The sequence below is a fragment of the Actinoplanes xinjiangensis genome (assembly GCF_003148685.1).
GTDB classification, from domain to species: domain Bacteria; phylum Actinomycetota; class Actinomycetes; order Mycobacteriales; family Micromonosporaceae; genus Actinoplanes; species Actinoplanes xinjiangensis.
The window spans coordinates 343,381-358,972 of the sequence record NZ_QGGR01000009.1; the positions used below are offsets into that span (position 1 = coordinate 343,381).

A 15,592-nucleotide genomic window follows, 5' to 3' on the forward strand; every position below is an offset into this window, starting at 1 on the left:
TCGCGCAGAATTCGTGTCATGCCGTCACCCTCCGCGGTCGAGTTCGAGGCCCAGCGCTCCTACCTCATGGCCGTCGCCTATCGCATGCTCGGCAGTCGTGCCGAGGCCGAGGACGCGGTCCAGGAGGCCTGGCTGCGCTACGCGCATCAGACCGAGGAGATCCGGGACACGCGGGGGTGGCTCACCACGGTCACCGCACGGATCTGCCTGGACCAGCTCAACTCCGCCCGGGTACGGCGTACCGCGTACCCCGGGGAGTGGCTGCCCGCCTTCGTGATCGAGCCGGACGCCGATCCGGCCCACCGCGCCGAGCTGTCCGACCAGGTCAGCGTCGCCCTGCTCGTGGTACTCGAACGGCTGACCCCCGAGCAACGGGTGGCGTTCGTTCTGCACGACGCGTTCGCGGTGCCGTTCGACGAGGTGGCCGCGGTGCTCGACAGCACACCCGCGGCCGCCCGGCAGCACGCCTCCCGGGCCCGTAAGGCGGTCGCCGACGGCGGGATCCGGCACACCGCCGGGCTCGCCGAACAGAAACGGGTGCTCAGTGCGTTCCTCGCCGCGGCACAGACCGGCGACATGCGTACCCTCGCGGCCGTGCTCGCACCCGATGTCGTCGCCATCGGCGACGGCGGCGGAGTCGTCCGCACCGCCCTGCGCCCGATCCTCGGCGCCGACAAGGTCGCCCGGTTCTTCTCCGGGCTGCTCAACTACCGTCTCGCCGACATCACCGATATCAAGGTCGAACCGGTCACCGTCAACGGCTCCGCCGCGATGCTGCTCCAGGGCACCCGCCCGGACGGCAGCCGGCTCGTCGTGGTCACCGCCGTCGCCGTCGACGAGGGGCGGATCACCGGCATCTTCAACCAGCAGAACCCGGAGAAGCTCAGGTTCGCCGACGACCCGGCCTGAGATCAGCCGGCCGCACCGTCGCTCACTCCGCGGGGGTCACTTCGAGGAGATGCTTGCGGTAGTGCGAGGCGAACGGCTCGGTGCCGTCGCCGAGCGCCGTCATCAGCTGACGGGAGGCCGCGAACGCGTGCTCGACCAGATCGTCCGGGTAGCCGAACTCCACCCGGTGTTCGGCGAACTCGTCCTCGTCCCGCAGCTCTACCAGACCCGTCTCGCGGCGCCGCACCGCGTCCAGGTCGAGGTCGATGATGTGAACCGTGTCACCCTCCCAGCGGGCCGGGGTGGTGATGTCGCAATACACCTCACTGGTCCGCGGGGGTGGGTTGAACATCCCGGTCCACCAGGCGTGATGCGGAATGAGCAGGACGAACGGGATCTGCTCGACGGACGGGCGGCCGTGGTAGACAGACGCTGTACCCCGGGTCACACCGACCCAGACACCGAGGTCGTCCTCGGCCAGACGGCGGGCCGGGTAATCACGATGCGCCGAACCGTCGTACTTCGTGTAGATGACCCGGACCATCTCGCTCGGCATGGCTTGCACCCTAGCGGTGACCCGGATATGTCGGTGGTGGCGGGTACGGTTCCTGCGTGCCCGCAGCCAGTAGAAAAAAGGCAACCGCCGAGCAGATCCTCGCCGCCGCCGTGGGAGCGGTTCCCGGCGGTTCCGCCCGTCCCGGCCAGCAGGCGATGGTCGAGGCCATCGACAAGGCCGTGAAGAACAAGGAGCACCTGCTCGTCCAAGCGGGCACCGGCACCGGCAAGAGTCTCGGCTACCTGACACCGGCCCTTCTCGTCGACGGCCCGGTGGTCGTCTCCACCGCCACCCTCGCCCTCCAGAACCAGCTCGTCGAGCACGATCTGCCCCGGCTCGCCGAGGCGGTCCAGCCGGTGCTCGGGCGCAAACCCACGTTCGCCGTCCTTAAGGGCCGGCACCACTACCTCTGCGCGGCGAAACTCGAGCACGCCGACGAGGAGGGCCCCACCGACACCCTCTTCGACGCCGAGCCCGCCGCACCCAAGGCCGGGCAGTGGCTCGGCGAGGGCGCCCGGCTCGGCAAACAGATCCTGCGCATCCGGAAGTGGTCGGAGAAGACACAGACCGGCGACCGCGACGAGCTCGACCCCGGCGTCGAGGACCTCGCCTGGCGCCAGGTGTCCATGCCGGCGCGCGACTGCGTCGGGGCGGGCCGATGCCCGTACGGGGCGGAGTGCTTCGCCGAGGCCTCCCGCGCCCGTGCCCGCGAGGCCGACATCGTCGTCACCAACCACAGCCTGCTCGCCGTCGACATGATCGCCGACCGGCAGATCGTCCCGCCGCACAAGCTCCTCATCGTCGACGAGGCACACGAGCTGGCCGACCGGGTCTCCTCGGCGGCGCAGGCCGAGATCACCCCCGAGGTGGTCGAGCGGGCCGGCCGCCGCTCCCGCACGATGATCACCCCGGCCGCCGCCGAGTCGCTGGCCGAGGCCGCCGACGCGCTCACCGTCTGTCTCGCCGACCTGCCCGCCGGGCGGCTCACCGACGGCCTCCCCGAGCGTCTGCGCCTGGCCGTCTCGATGATCGAGTCGGCCACCCGGGCCGGCCTCACCGCGATCGGCGAGATCAAGTCCGACGACCCCGACCCGGTCGGCAAACAGCAGGCCAAAGCGGTCCTCGACGAGCTGTCCACGACCTCGCAGCGGCTCCTCGAGGAGAACTCCTACGACGTCGCCTGGGTGGAGAAATCCGACCTCGGCAGTGGGCGGCGCGCGCTGGTCGTGGCGCCGCTCTCGGTCGCCGGCACACTCTCGGACAAGCTGTATGCCGACCGGACCGTGGTGGTCACCTCGGCGACGCTGACCCTCGGCGGCCGGTTCGACACGGTGGCGCGGTCGCTCGGCCTGCCGGTCTCGGCGCCCGGCCCCTCGCCGGCTGCCCCCGCCTCGTCCGGTCCGCCGGCCTCGTCCACCTCGTCCACCTCCTCCGGGGACGGGTGGACCTCGCTCGACGTCGGTTCGCCGTTCGACTATCCCAAGCAGGGCATTCTGTACGTTGCGGCGCACCTGCCGCGGCCGGCTGCCTCCGGTCTGCCCGACGCGGCCGGGGCCGAGCTGCTCCGGCTGGTGGAGGCGCTCGGGGGGCGTACCCTCGGGCTCTTCTCCTCCCGGAAGGCCGCGACCCAGGCCGCCGAGCTGCTGCGCGCCAAGACCGACCTGCCGATCCTGCTCCAGGGCGAGGAGACCCTGCCGATCCTGGTCCGCAAGTTCAAGGAGGAGCAGTCCAGCTGCCTCTTCGGCGTGATGTCCCTGTGGCAGGGCGTCGACGTCCCCGGCGAGGCCTGCCAGCTCGTCGTGATCGACCGCCTGCCGTTCCCCCGCCCCGACGAGCCCCTCGCCGCGGCCCGGGCGGCGGCCGTCGACGCCTCCGGCGGCTCCGGATTCTCCGCCGTCAGCGTCCCCATCGCCGCGGTCCGCCTCGCCCAGGGAGTCGGCCGCCTGATCCGCTCCACCGGTGACAAGGGCGTCGTCGCCGTCCTCGACTCCCGCCTGGAGACGGCCCGCGGTTACGGCGCGTTCCTCCGCAAGTCCCTGCCCCCGTTCTGGTACACGACGCGCCCCGACGTCGCCGAGGGCGCCCTCCGCCGCCTCGCCAACGCCTGAAAGGACCACCCCTTTGATCCACATCGCGTGCACGTTCCTGGTCGACCGGAGCGGTGCGCTGCTCCTGCAACTGCGGGACGACAAGGCGCCCTACCATCCGAACGTGTGGGGCCTGCCCGGCGGCGCGATCGAGGACGGGGAGACGGCCGAGGAGGCCGCCGTCCGGGAGCTGTGGGAGGAGACCCGGCTGCGGCCGGAAGCGCCGCTGCGGCTCTTCGCCCGCCAGGAACTGCCCGAGGAGGGCCGCGTGAAGAACTACTTCTACGGCGCGACCACCGCCACCCAGGACGACGTGGTCCTCGGCGAGGGCGCGGCGATGCTCTTCATCCCGGCCCCCGAGGTGCTGGGCCGGCCGTTCACCCCGGGCAGCGCGGAGATCATCGAACGCTTCCTGGCCTCCCCCGAGTGCATCGCCATCAGCGCGTCTCAGGTCGATTCGCCGAAGAGTGATGGCCGCTGACTTCCCCTCGCCTAGTAGTCATGGATAAGCTTGCTCCATGACGAGCAGAGGATCGGGCTTCTCGCATTCACCCGGTGCGCCCGTCGGCGCCGCGGCATACCGTGGACGTATGGCCGGCGTCGAGAGCGATGCATCGCGCCGCGCTCGGGAAACCGAGCCGGTGACCGTCGAGCTGGAGAGAAAGGCACTGTTCGCCGCGCGTGCGGCGGCCCGGGCCAAGGGCCTGTCCCTGTCCGAGTGGCTGTCCCGGGTGGCTTGGGAGCAGGCCGTCACCGAGGCGGCTGAGACAAGTGCCGGGCAGTGCCGTTTGCACCCTGACGAGCCACCGGGTTGGGAAGACGCGGCGCTCGACCGCATCTTCGGTCAGGACGCGGCGTGAGGCGAGGCGACGTCTGGACAGCGGTCCGTCTCGGCCATGAGCGCAAAGTCGTCATCGTCGGAAACGATGTGCTGAACGACCGCCATGAAGGAGTGCTCGCCGTTCCGCTGTCCGACGTCCATGAGCCCGACCTTGTCATGCCGTCGGTTCACGACAGCGAAGGCAAACCGCTGGGGACGTTCCTTACCCACCGCGTCGGCCAGGTGAGCAAGGCTTATCTGACCTCACGGGCGGCGGTCCTCGACCAGGCCAGCCAGGAGAGTGTGGATATAGCGCTGCGGGCGGCGCTCGATCTTTGAGCGTGGCGTGTCACCATGGCTGCCGTGACGGGGCCGGGCTATGGGTATCCGCCGCCGGAGGACTCGGGTCCGCGGCGGCGGTGGCTGCCGGGCGGCTCGGGTCCGCGGCGGTGGTTGCCGGTCGTGGCCGGGGTCTGGGGTGTGGTGCTGGTCGCCGCCGTCTTCTGGTCGGTGCGTAACGATCCGCCGACCGTGCCCGAGCAGCAGGACGTCGAGCAGGCGATGGGCGTGCTCCGGGTCGCCTCCGGTGCGGTCGCCGCCGCGGCACAGGATGAGCGGTGGGCGCTGAGCCTCGGTGCGACACAGGTCGAGGAATGTGCGATCACCCCGGCGTGGCAGGGGCAGGAGGCCAGCCGCGAAGTGACCCTCTACGTCCCCGAAAGCGATGCGCGGACGGCACTCGACACCGTCGCCGCCGGACTGCCCACCGCCTACCGGGCCGGAGTGATCACCGCCCGTGGGGGCACCCGCCTCTCGTTCTTCGCCGACGCGGGACAACATGTCGGGGTCGAGGCCGAGGCGCACGCCGCCGACCAGGTGCTCAAGCTGCATGTCTTCACCGGCTGCCGGCCGAGCGTGGACGACCTGGACCTGACCGATCCGGCGGCCGGTCCAGCGCCGGCCGTCCTCGACACCGTCGTCGCCGAGATCACCGCGACCGCAGCCGGAGACCCGTCCGGCCCGTCGGACCCGCTTGGCCCGAGCGGCACACCCACTTCCGAACCTTCGTCCGGCCCGCCCGGCTCGAGCGGCACGTCTACTCCCGCGGCCCCGTTCGGCTCGCCCGGCTTGAGTGGCACGCCTAATCTGGCGCCCCCGAGCGGCCTGCCGGGCACGCCCGGCCCGACCAGCGCGCCCACTTCCGCATCCCCGAGCGGCCCGAGTGGGAGTGCGGGAGCGGGCGAGGCCAGGGCGGTCGTCTGTCCGGACGGAGGGACGGTGTCGACCTTCGTTCGAGACGCGGGACCGGTCGTGGGGGAGAGCGGCCCACGCGGGGTGCCGGAGGGGACGGTTCCGGTGTGGGCGGACGCGGGCGGTTGGGCGTACCGCAGCGGTCCTGTGTCGGTGGTGGTCAACGCCGACCGTGACCGTTTCCGGGTGAGCGTGACCACCGCCTGTCGTGCCGGCTGAAAGCCGGAGGCAAAGCCCCGGGACCGTCTGAGCCCAGTTGCTGGCTGAGCCCAGTTGCCGTCTGAGCCCGGTGACTGGCAAACCCGGTGACTGGCAAACCCGGTGACTGGCAAGCGCGGTGACCGGTAAGCCCGGTGACTGGTAAGCCGGTGACCGGCTGAAACTGGAGGCCGCCTGGAACCGGAGGCCGGGGCTGGGCGTAGTCGGCGGGGAGGGCGGCCGTCAGTAGACGAGGGCCTGGGCGCCGTCGGACATGATCTCCTCGACGAAGACGGCGGCGCCGGCTATGCGGATGCCGGGGATCACGTCGGCGGGGGTGATCTCGCGGCGGGCCGCGCACTGGGTGCAGGCGGTGACCCGGCCGGCTTCCAGGAGGAGTTCGAGCAGGTCGGGCAGCGGGGCGGCGTGAGCCAGGTCGAACGTCGCGGCGCGGCCGGGCAGGGCGAACCAGGTGGACTCGCCGGTGAGCCAGAGCGACACGTCGACTCCGGCGGTCGCGGCGGTGGCGGCCACGTTGAATGCCTGGTTACAGCGTTCCGGGGCGTCGGCTCCGGCGGTGGCCTTGACGACCAGCAAACGTGCCATAGCGGCCAGCATAAGATGGGCCGGTCATGGTTACGGAGATCGGGTTCGTGAGTCTGCTGGTGGCCGCCCTCGGTGGGCTGGCCGGCGGCTTCGGCTATCTGGCAATGCGCATTTCGAGGGGACGCTGGTGAGCAACGAGACGGAAAACCCGCTGGGACCGCCGCCGTGGCTCAACGCTCCGCCGGTCGAGGGCTACCCCTATGAGGACACCCACGACCTGCGGTCCGGGCCGGATCTGCATCCGTCGCTGCTCGGGCTGCTGCCGTTCGTCGGGTTGTGGCGTGGGCGTGGGCAGGGTGGGTTCCCGCATGAGGACGACTACAACTTCGCCCAGGAGATCCGGATCAGCCACGACGGCCGGTCCTTCCTGCGGTATGAGTCGCGGGCCTGGCTGCTCGACGAAGACTCGAAGCCGCTCGGGCAGGCGCTGGTCGAGTCCGGGTTCTGGCGTCCGGTGCTGGTCGACGGCCGGCCGGGCGACGAGATGGAAGCCACGATGATCCGCCCGGACGGCGTGGCGGAACTGTATCTGGGCAAGGCGGCCACGACCCGGCTGGAGATGGCGGCGGACGCGGTGGCCTACACGCCGTCCGGCCTGCACGTCACCGGCGGTCACCGGCTGTTCGGGGTCGTCGAGGGCGCGCTGCTCTACGCGCACGAGATCGCGGTCGACGACAGTGGTCTGAAGCCGCACATGTCCGCACGTCTACTCCGCATCGGCGGCTGAAAAACAAGCTGGCTCCCACCGCTGTCTCAGCCGTGCTGAGACAGCGGTGGCAACCAGCCGCGAGATTTCAGCTGGCTCTCACCGCTGTCTCGAGCGCGCTGAGACAGCGGTGGGGACCAGCCGTGGGGGTGTGGCTGGCTCTCACCGCTGTCTCGGGGACGCTGAGACAGCGGTGAGAGCCAGCTTTGTCTGGGGCGGGAGTTCAGAGGCCCAGCAAGGACAGGAGGCGGGGGGTCCAGGGCGAGCGGGGGCGGGGGATCCCGTCCAGTTCGGTCACCTCGGCCATGCCCCGCAAGGAGGACGTCAGCCAGATCGTGTCGGCGGCGGCCAGCTCCGGCAGCGTGATCATCCGCTCGGCCGGGCGCAGACCCACCGACGGCGCCAGCGACAGCAGGTGGCCGGCGGTGATGCCGGGCAGGATGTCCGCCTCGGCGGGCGGGACCGTGCACAGTTCGTCGCCGGTCAGCCAGACCACCGAGGAGGTGGGGGCCTCCAGGACGTACCCCTCGGTGGAGAGCCAGATCAGGTCGTCGGCGCCCTGCCGGATCGCCCAGCGGCGGGCCGCGAAGTTCTCCGCGTAGGACAGTGATTTGGCGCCCGTGATGGACCATGGTGGGCGCCGCCGGACGGAGATCCCCCGGTCGGCGCTGAGGACGCGGATCCCGGCGTGGCGTTCCCGCAGCGCGGACTCCGGGAACGGGGCGATCGAGATGTCCAGCAGGGTCCGGGTGTAGACGATCCGGAGGACGCCAGTCGTGTCGAAGACGCGTTCCCGGACCGGGGTGAGGTCGGGTTCGGGCAGTCCGACGATCGCGGCCGAGCGGGACAGCCGGGCCAGATGCTCGTCGAGCAGCCACGGCCCGGCCGGGCGCAGGTGCACGGTTTCGAAGACGCCGTCACCGAGCAGGTCGGTGGGCGCGACAAGGATCCGGTCGTTCACCCGAACTATGCTCGTCTGGTGTCCGCCACATCGCTAGCCGCCATGCTCCGCGAGCGGGGCCTGCGACTCACTCCGCAGCGTCAGCTGATCCTCGAAGCGGTGCACGAACTCGGTCATGCGACACCCGAGTCGGTGCACAATGCGGTCCGTGAGCGGGCTGCCGGGGTCAACATCACCACGGTGTACCGGACCTTGGAGCTGCTGGAGGAGCTCGGTCTGGTCAATCACACCCATCTGTCCCACGGTTCGCCGACCTATCATGCGGCCGGCGAGGATCAGCACGTCCATCTGGTGTGCCGGACGTGCGGTTCGATCGCCGAGGTGGATCCGGCGGTGATGGATCCGGTGACCGGCCGGTTGTTGCGCGAGCGGGACTTCCGGGTCGATGTGGGGCACGTCTCGCTGTTCGGGCTGTGCGGCAACTGTAGGGAGACCGAGTGACCATCGTCATGGTCGAGGACCTGGATCCGGCTTCGGCGGATGCCGGGGTGCCCGCGCATTTCGGCGATCCGATGCGCGAGCAGCGGCTTCTGGAGACCGGGGTCGGCCTGGTCGACCGGTCGAACCGTGAGGTGATCGCGGTTCCCGGTGAGGAGCGGGCGAGCTGGCTGCACACGCTGACCACCCAGCACCTGGCCACGCTGGGCGCGTATCAGGGCAGTGAGCTGCTGGTCCTCTCGCCGAACGGGCACATCGAGCAGCACGCCCACGTCACCGAGGACGGGACGACGGCCTGGCTGGACACCGAGCCCGGCGCGGGCGCGGGCCTGCTCAAATATCTGGAGATGATGCGGTTCTTCACCCGTGTCGAGCCCCGGGACGCGACCGCCGAGCTGGCGGTCCTCTCGCTTGTCGGCCCCGGCGCGGCCGGCCTCTTCCCGGATCTCGCGGCCCCTCAGGTGGGTGCGGTGCCGGGTCCGCGGTTCACCGCCGGGTCCGTCCCGGCAAGGGCGACGAGCCTCTATGCGGTACGGGAGTTCGAAGGCGGCCTGGCACGCCGGGTGCCGCTCGGGGTGGACCTGCTGGTGCCACGGTCCCGGAAGGACGCCGTCATCGAGCAGCTCGGTGTGCAGCGGGCCGGGCTCTGGGCCTACGAGGCGGTCCGGGTCGCCCACCGGATCCCGAGGCTGGGCTGGGAGACCGACCACCGGACCATCCCGGCCGAGGTCGAGCTGATGGCGCCCGGCGTCCACCTGGACAAGGGCTGTTACCGCGGTCAGGAGACGGTCGCCCGGGTGCACAATCTGGGCCGGCCGCCGCGCCGTCAGGTGCTGCTGCACCTGGACGGGGTGGCCACCGACCATCCGCCGGCCCGGGGTGCCGCGGTCGAGCTGGACGGGCGGGCGGTCGGTTTCGTCGGCACCGCGGTCCGGCATCACGAGCTGGGCATGGTCGCGCTGGCGGTGCTCAAGCGCAACGTCCCCGATGACGCCCGCCTCACCGTGGGGGAGTCGGCGGCCGCCATCGACGTCGAGTAGGCCGCCAGGACTCGCCGTGATCCAGCGGTGCCTCGGCGGATCGCGTGGTCGCGTACTCCACCTGGTTTCGACCGAGGGTTGTCCGCGGCCTCCGGCCGGGTCGGGTGTGGCTGGATGCCGAGGTGGAGGCGTGGGTCCGGAGGTTGCCGGCGGGCGATGAGGCCGTGGCAGGATGCGGGACATGACCGGGACTGTGATCACCGTCGCCCCGACCGGCGCGGAGAGCAAGAAGGTGGATGTGCCGGCCCTGCCAGTGACCCTGGCCGAGCTGACCGCCACCGCCAAGGAGTGCGAGGCGCTGGGCGCTTCGATCGTTCATGTCCACATCCGGGACGACGACGCCCGCCCGACCCTCGATCAGGGCCGGCTGCGCGACACGGTCGCCGGGCTGCGCGAGGCCACCGGCCTGATCGTGCAGCTCTCCTCGGGGGGTTCGGTGCACGATCCGGAGTCGGACCGGCTCGCCGTGCTGGACGCGAAGCCGGAGATGGCGTCCTGCACGATGGGCACCGTCAACTTCGGTGACGACGTGTTCCTGAACCGCTGGGAGTTCATCGTCGACCTGCACACCCGCATGCAGGAGCGCGGGATCGTGCCGGAGTACGAGATCTTCGACCTGGGCCAGCTCACCAGCCTCCAGCGGCTGCTCGGCAAGTACGGCCTGCCGTTCGGCGGCCACGTGCACGTAGACCTGGTGATGGGCGTCCCTGGTGGCATGCCCGGGACGGCGGCCGCCCTGGTCGCCTGCGAGCGTGTGATCCGCGATCTGCCGGAGGGCACCACGTTCTCGGCGACCGGCATCGGCCGCACCACCCTGCCGGTGATGCTGGCGTCGCTGGCGGCCGGCGGGCACCTGCGGGTCGGCATGGAGGACACCCTGACGTACGCCAAAGGCCGTGCCGTCGAGTCGAACATGCAACTGGTGGCCCGTGCCGTCGGTTTCGCCCAGCTGGCCCAGCGCCCGCCGCTGACCCCGGCCCAGGCTCGTGAGCTGCTGGGGGTTCCGGCCCGATGATCGTCGCCGAGGTGATCCGGTCGGGTTTCGTGGAGAGCGTCCACCACGGGGTCGTCGCCGTCGTCGGTGGCGACAGCGTCGGCGACGTGGAGACACCGTTCTTCCCCCGGTCGTGCAACAAGCCGCTGCAGACCGTCGGCCTGCTGAACGCGGGACTGGTTCCGCGGGAGGAGGCCGACCTCGCCCTGATCAGTGCCAGCCACGACGCCGAGCCGTTCCACGTGGAACGTGTCCGCGGCATCCTGGCAGCCGCCGGGCTCGGGCCGGAGGCGCTGGGCTGCCCCGCCGACCTGCCGCTGGGTGAGACCGCCAGGCGCGACTGGCTCCGGGGCGGTGGCGGGCCCGAGCGGATCCTGATGAACTGCTCCGGCAAGCACGCCGGCTTCCTCGCCACGTGTGTGGTCAACGGCTGGCCGCTTGATTCGTACCTGGAGATCGATCACCCACTGCAGAAGGCGCTCGCCGACGCGGTGAGTCACCTGGCCGGCGAGCCGATCGCCGCGCTCGGGGTGGACGGCTGCGGTGCCCCGATCTTCGCGATCTCCCCGCTCGGCCTGGCCCGCGCCTTCCTGCGCCTGGTCGAGGCGGAACCGGGCACCCCGGAACGCCGGGTGGCCGACGCCATGCGGGCGCATCCGGAGCTGGTGGCGGGCACCGGGTCGGAGGACACCGTGCTGATGGGCGCGATGCCCGGCCTGATCGTCAAGCGCGGTGCCGACGGGGTGCACGCGGCCGCGGTGGCGGGGGCCGGTGCGGTGGCACTCAAGATCTCCGACGGCTCGGCGCGGGCGCGCGTACCCGTGCTGCTGGAAGCCCTGCGCCGTCTCGGCCTGGAGGTTCCGGACCTGCCGGAACCCGTCCTCGGTGGCGGCCGTCGGGTCGGCGAGGTCCGCGCGGTCTTCTGACCCCTACGGGTGACCCGGTTCACGCTAGCTATTGCAAGCGTTTTGCTTGCAACAGCTAGCACCCCGGGCTAACGTCGAAGCATGGCCACGCCAAAGGATCTGCCCGAGGACATCGGAACCTTCATCCGGGACCTTCGGCAGACCGCCCAGATCTCGCTCCGGCAGCTCGCCGACAAGGCGGGGGTGAGCAACCCCTACCTGAGCCAGATCGAGCGGGGCCTGCGAAAGCCGAGCGCCGAGGTGCTGCAACAGATTGCCAGCGCCTTGCGAGTGTCGACGCCCGCGATGTATCTGCGGGCCGGGCTGCTCGATGGCGAGGGCCAGCAGGGCGTGCTGGCCGCCATCGCGGTCGACCCGGAGCTCACGATCGCGCAGAAGCAGTCCCTGACGCAGATCTACGAGACGTTCCGCAATGAGAACGCGCGAAACGCGCAGCCCGAAGACGCTGAGGAGAAGAAATGACCGAGCAGACCAAGACCCGGATCCCGACCCCGCTCTACGCCGCCGCCGGTGCCGGTGACGCCGCCTACGAGCAGCTCCGCAAGCTGCCGGCCGTGCTGACCGAGCTCAGTGACAAGGCCGCCGCCTCGCTGCGCGCCTACAACGAGCAGGCCGGCACCAAGGCCGCCGAGCTGCGCGGCAAGGCTCAGGAGGCCGACCTCGTCGCCCTCCGCGAGAGCGCGGCCACCGCCGCCCTCGGCTTCGCCCAGGTCGCCCAGGAGCGCGCCGTCGCCGTCTACAACGAGCTGGTCGCCCGCGGCGAGCGCGTCGTCGGCACCGGTGTGGTCGAGGCCGCCGACGTGGTCAACTCCGACATCGAGGCGACCGAGCAGCCGAAGGCCGTCGAGGCCGCCGTCGAGGACGCGAAGGCCGTCGAGGCCGCGCCGAAGCCGCGCAAGCGCGCCAAGCCGGCCGCTCCCGCCGAGTGACCCGACACTGATCGTTCTTGACCGCGGGCCCCGGCGTTTGCCGGGGCCCGCGGCATAGACTCTCCCTCATGGCCACAGCAGCGCCGATCTTCTACGGATACGTCGTCGTCTCCATCATGATCGCTTTCGTGTTCCTGTCCCTGGGGGTTCAGGCGGTCGCCCTGATCCACTGCCTGACTCAGCGCGGCCCCGCGTTCCAGGCCCTCGGGACCCTGCCGAAAGGCGCGTGGGCCGGCATCCTGGCCGTCTGCCTGCTGCTGACCGGCGCTCTGTGGGACGTGCTTCTGATGGGCATGATCGGTATCGGCGTCGGACTCGTCTACATGCTCGACGTCCGCCCCGGCCTCAAGGACATCTCGGACGGCAAGGGCTTCTGGTGACGTGGTGAGGAGGGGCCGTTTCGGTCCGCCTCCGCCGGACGGCGGGCCACGTCTTCAGCGCGTCGACCGGACCGGGCCGCGAGGCGGTCGCCCGACCCTGCCGGGTCCGGTCACCGAGCTGGTCACCCTTCCCTCGGGGGTACGGGTGGAGCAGCTCACCACCGGCACCGGCGACCCGGTCACGGTGTTCGCGCACGGGCTGGCCGGTGACATCTCCGGCACCCGGCCACTGGGCAGCGCCGTCACCGGCCGCCGGGTGTTCTTCCACTTCCGCGGGCACGGCCGGTCCGATGTGCCGCCCGGCCCGTGGTCCTTCGACGACCTGGCCACCGACCTGCTGGCCACCGCCGATCTGTCACGCGCCACCCGGGCGGTGGGCGTGAGCATGGGCGCGGCCGCGCTCTGCCGCCTGCTCGCCACCGGTCCCGACCGGTTCGAGCGGATCGTCCTCTACCTTCCGGCGCCACTCGACGGTGTTCGCGCAACCGCATCCGTGCGGCGTCTGGAGCGTCTGCTGGCGTCGGTCGAGTCGGGCGAGGCCGCGATGATCGCCGACGCGGTCGAGCAGGAGATACCGCCGTCGGTCCGTAACACCCCGGCCGGCTGGAGCTTCCTGCGCCAGCGGGTCGAGCAGCTGCAGCGCGACGGCCTGGCGCCGGAGCTCGAGTCCGTGTGGTCGGCGCCCGCGCTGGCCGAGGAGTGGCTGCTCAAGGAGTTCCGTGGGCGGGCTCTGGTGATCGGCTGTCAGGGCGACGAGACCCATCCGGCGGCCTGGGCGGAACGGATCGCGGGCCTGCTGCCCGGCGCCGAGCTGGAGCTGTACGATCGCCCGGCCGTCCTCTGGAGCAATCGCGCCGCCCTCCGGGACCGGATCTCCGAGTTCCTGAACCGGCCCTGAGCGCCTGTTCCGGATTTCCGAGTTCCTGGACCGGCCCTGAGCGCTTGTTCCCGAATCTCCTGGATCGGCTGAGCGCCTGTTCCTGATCTCCGAGTTCCTGAACCGCCCCCTGAGCGCCTGTTCCCCGCGTCGGTGACTTACTGCCCTTATGTCCGAAAGCCGTAACTTTTCCGGGCCTCGAACCGGTGAAGCGTACGTGCGTTTGTCCCCGAAAACCGTCTTTCTCGCTTTGCTGGTGGTCGGACTGCCGTTCGCGGTGGTGGCCGGCTGGGCGCTGGGCGCTCCGACCGTACGTCAGGCGACGCTGGGCGCCTCCGGTCTCGGCGGCCCACTCGGCGGCGACGGCGCCCTCGGCTCGGCCCCCGGCTCCGGTCATCGCCCCGCCGGCAACTCCCCGGCACGGCCCCGCCCCACCGCCGACCCGGCCAGTTCCCAGCCGGTGCCGGCGACCGGTCCCCGGACCGTCACCACGACCGTCACGGTCGTCCGGACCGCCGGCCCGTCCCACCCGGTCGAATCCACCGACCCACCGCTCACCGACCCGCCGGTGCCGACGCCGACACAGGTCTCCGCCTCACCGGAGGACCCGTTCGGATTCCCGCTCGACCCGAGCGCCACTCCCGAGTTCCCCTTCCCACCGGGGCTGGGCGACCCGATGGGCTTCGAGCGCTTCCGCTACTGGCGTCGATGAAACCGGCCCCGGCGCTGTCCGTACCGGATCGAGGGCTCTAAGCTCCCGGAACGTGAGCGGTGACCTGAGCGAGACCCGGCCGGTGACGGCCTTCCGTGAGTTCGCGACCGGAGCCGGGCTGCTCGGGCGCGGGCTCGGCCTGGTTCTGCGCAGCCCGCGGCTGCTCCTCCTCGGACTGGTGCCCGCCCTGCTGTCCGGAATCCTCTACATCGTCGCGCTGGTCTTTCTGATCCGCTACCTGCCGGATCTCTCCGCGCAGGTCACATGGTTCGCCGACGACTGGGCCGGCTGGCTGCGCAGCACCACCCGGATCTTCGGCGGGATCGCCGTCCTCGGGCTGGGACTGCTGCTGTCCGTGCTCACCTTCACTGCGGTCACCCTGCTGATCGGCGACCCGTTCTACGAGAAGATCTCCGAACTCGTGGAAGACCGCTTCGGCGGCGTCCCCGACGCGGTCGACGTCGGATTCTGGCGGTCCCTGCGCCGCAGCCTCGCCGACTCCCTCAAACTCGTCGGCGTCTCGATCGTCGTCGCGGTCCCGCTCTTCCTGATGGGCCTGATCCCGGTCGCCGGCCAGACGGTGATCCCGGTCGTGGCCGGTGCCGTCGGTGGCTGGCTGCTCACCCTGGAGCTGACCGGGGTTCCGTTCCAGCGGCGCGGGCAGCGCCTGCGGGACCGCCGTGTCGTCCTTGCGCGCAACAAGCCCCTGACGCTCGGCTTCGGTGCCGCGGTCTTCGCCACCTTTCTGATCCCGCTCGGCGCTGTCCTTCTGATGCCCGCCGCGATCGCCGGTGCGACCCTCCTGGCGCGCCGCTCCCTCAACAAGCCGATCGCGATCACCACCACCGCCTCCCTTTAGCTTCCCTTTAGCCCGCCGGCCGGACGTCGAGATCCGGACGCCGGACGCCGCCCGGTGGACGGTGACCGCGACGGAAACTGCGACGACTGCGGCTGCGGCGGCGATGGTGGCGGTGACGGCACCTGCGGTGACTGCGACGGCGGCGGTGGCTGCGGCGGCGGGGGCTGCGGCGGCGGTGACTGCGGCGGCGGCGGCTGCGGCGGCGGCGGCGGCGGCGGCGGTGGCTGCGGCGGCGGCGGCGGCGACGGCGGTGACGGCGGCGGCGGTGACTGCGGCGGCGGTGACGGCGGCGGCGGTGACGGCGGCGGCGGTGACTGCGGCGGCGGCGACGGTGACGGCGGTGACTGCGACGGCGGTGATGGTG

At 71.3% G+C, this 15,592-nt stretch carries 21 protein-coding genes and 1 pseudogene; 19 read left to right on the top strand and 3 right to left on the bottom strand.

Annotated elements, in window-relative coordinates; all coding sequences use genetic code 11:
- The first annotated feature begins 18 nt into the window (after nt 1-18).
- Entirely contained in the window at nt 19-909 is an 891-nt protein-coding gene (sigJ, locus tag BC793_RS22330) for an RNA polymerase sigma factor SigJ (RefSeq protein ID WP_109595206.1), read from the top strand.
- A 22-nt stretch (nt 910-931) separates the two neighbouring features.
- Here the strand turns inward: sigJ and BC793_RS22335 are convergent, their stop codons facing one another.
- Complete coding sequence (locus BC793_RS22335; RefSeq protein WP_109595208.1) at nt 932-1,444, bottom strand: DUF402 domain-containing protein; 513 nt, start codon at nt 1,442-1,444, stop codon at nt 932-934.
- A 56-nt stretch (nt 1,445-1,500) separates the two neighbouring features.
- Between BC793_RS22335 and BC793_RS22340 the strand changes: the two genes are divergently transcribed.
- From BC793_RS22340 to BC793_RS50675, 5 genes are all read left to right on the top strand, one after another.
- On the top strand, nt 1,501-3,552 hold the full coding sequence (locus BC793_RS22340; protein WP_109595210.1) for an ATP-dependent DNA helicase: 2,052 nt from the start codon (nt 1,501-1,503) through the stop codon (nt 3,550-3,552).
- A gap of 13 nt (nt 3,553-3,565) precedes the next feature.
- The gene (locus tag BC793_RS22345; protein WP_275416217.1) at nt 3,566-4,012 is read left to right on the top strand and encodes an NUDIX hydrolase; all 447 of its coding nucleotides are present in this window, start codon (nt 3,566-3,568) and stop codon (nt 4,010-4,012) included.
- A 109-nt stretch (nt 4,013-4,121) separates the two neighbouring features.
- The gene (locus BC793_RS22350; RefSeq protein ID WP_109595212.1) at nt 4,122-4,391 is read left to right on the top strand and encodes a hypothetical protein; all 270 of its coding nucleotides are present in this window, start codon (nt 4,122-4,124) and stop codon (nt 4,389-4,391) included.
- Nucleotides 4,388-4,690, top strand: a complete 303-nt coding sequence (locus BC793_RS22355; RefSeq protein ID WP_158319330.1) for a type II toxin-antitoxin system PemK/MazF family toxin — start codon at nt 4,388-4,390, stop codon at nt 4,688-4,690. Before BC793_RS22350 ends, BC793_RS22355 begins: the two co-directional genes overlap by 4 nt.
- Nucleotides 4,691-4,714: 24 nt before the next feature.
- Nucleotides 4,715-5,821: a hypothetical protein gene (locus BC793_RS50675; RefSeq protein ID WP_211340645.1), complete on the top strand. Its 1,107-nt coding sequence runs from the start codon at nt 4,715-4,717 to the stop codon at nt 5,819-5,821.
- 222 nt (nt 5,822-6,043) lie between these two features.
- On the opposite strand, the gene BC793_RS22365 is transcribed toward BC793_RS50675, so the two are convergent.
- Nucleotides 6,044-6,418, bottom strand: a complete 375-nt coding sequence (locus BC793_RS22365) for a DsrE family protein (RefSeq protein WP_109595216.1) — start codon at nt 6,416-6,418, stop codon at nt 6,044-6,046.
- 14 nt (nt 6,419-6,432) lie between these two features.
- On the opposite strand from BC793_RS22365, the gene mtfM reads away from it, so the two are divergent.
- On the top strand, nt 6,433-6,537 hold the full coding sequence (mtfM, locus tag BC793_RS52350) for a small membrane protein MtfM (RefSeq protein WP_043533180.1): 105 nt from the start codon (nt 6,433-6,435) through the stop codon (nt 6,535-6,537).
- Complete coding sequence (locus tag BC793_RS22370) at nt 6,534-7,133, top strand: heme-binding beta-barrel domain-containing protein (protein ID WP_109595219.1); 600 nt, start codon at nt 6,534-6,536, stop codon at nt 7,131-7,133. Before mtfM ends, BC793_RS22370 begins: the two co-directional genes overlap by 4 nt.
- 202 nt (nt 7,134-7,335) lie before the next feature.
- Here BC793_RS22370 and BC793_RS22375 read toward each other — a convergent pair whose 3' ends face one another.
- A complete protein-coding gene (locus BC793_RS22375) occupies nt 7,336-8,073 on the bottom strand; it encodes an aminotransferase class IV (RefSeq protein WP_109595220.1) in 738 nt (245 codons plus the stop codon).
- Nucleotides 8,074-8,115: 42 nt separating this feature from the next.
- Between BC793_RS22375 and BC793_RS22380 the strand changes: the two genes are divergently transcribed.
- The 11 genes and pseudogenes from BC793_RS22380 to BC793_RS22430 form a co-directional block, all read left to right on the top strand.
- The gene (locus BC793_RS22380) at nt 8,116-8,514 is read left to right on the top strand and encodes a Fur family transcriptional regulator (protein ID WP_203896323.1); all 399 of its coding nucleotides are present in this window, start codon (nt 8,116-8,118) and stop codon (nt 8,512-8,514) included.
- An 8-nt stretch (nt 8,515-8,522) separates the two neighbouring features.
- On the top strand, nt 8,523-9,551 hold the full coding sequence (ygfZ, locus tag BC793_RS22385; RefSeq protein WP_109595306.1) for a CAF17-like 4Fe-4S cluster assembly/insertion protein YgfZ: 1,029 nt from the start codon (nt 8,523-8,525) through the stop codon (nt 9,549-9,551).
- Nucleotides 9,552-9,732: 181 nt separating this feature from the next.
- Entirely contained in the window at nt 9,733-10,566 is an 834-nt protein-coding gene (locus BC793_RS22390; RefSeq protein WP_109595307.1) for a beta-keto acid cleavage family enzyme, read from the top strand.
- Nucleotides 10,563-11,471: an asparaginase gene (locus BC793_RS22395; protein WP_109595224.1), complete on the top strand. Its 909-nt coding sequence runs from the start codon at nt 10,563-10,565 to the stop codon at nt 11,469-11,471. Before BC793_RS22390 ends, BC793_RS22395 begins: the two co-directional genes overlap by 4 nt.
- 81 nt (nt 11,472-11,552) lie before the next feature.
- Nucleotides 11,553-11,924: pseudogene (locus BC793_RS22400) on the top strand (helix-turn-helix domain-containing protein); the annotation flags it as partial.
- Nucleotides 11,925-11,929: 5 nt separating this feature from the next.
- On the top strand, nt 11,930-12,400 hold the full coding sequence (locus BC793_RS22405; RefSeq protein WP_109595227.1) for a hypothetical protein: 471 nt from the start codon (nt 11,930-11,932) through the stop codon (nt 12,398-12,400).
- 68 nt (nt 12,401-12,468) lie between these two features.
- On the top strand, nt 12,469-12,780 hold the full coding sequence (locus BC793_RS22410) for a DUF2516 family protein (protein ID WP_109595229.1): 312 nt from the start codon (nt 12,469-12,471) through the stop codon (nt 12,778-12,780).
- A gap of 4 nt (nt 12,781-12,784) precedes the next feature.
- On the top strand, nt 12,785-13,678 hold the full coding sequence (locus BC793_RS22415) for an alpha/beta fold hydrolase (protein WP_109595309.1): 894 nt from the start codon (nt 12,785-12,787) through the stop codon (nt 13,676-13,678).
- 196 nt (nt 13,679-13,874) lie between these two features.
- The gene (locus tag BC793_RS22420) at nt 13,875-14,369 is read left to right on the top strand and encodes a hypothetical protein (RefSeq protein ID WP_146246387.1); all 495 of its coding nucleotides are present in this window, start codon (nt 13,875-13,877) and stop codon (nt 14,367-14,369) included.
- 52 nt (nt 14,370-14,421) lie between these two features.
- Entirely contained in the window at nt 14,422-15,228 is an 807-nt protein-coding gene (locus BC793_RS22425) for an EI24 domain-containing protein (RefSeq protein ID WP_239170207.1), read from the top strand.
- A 54-nt stretch (nt 15,229-15,282) separates the two neighbouring features.
- The coding region (locus BC793_RS22430) for a hypothetical protein (protein ID WP_211340646.1) at nt 15,283-15,592 on the top strand (310 nt) is incomplete at its 3' end.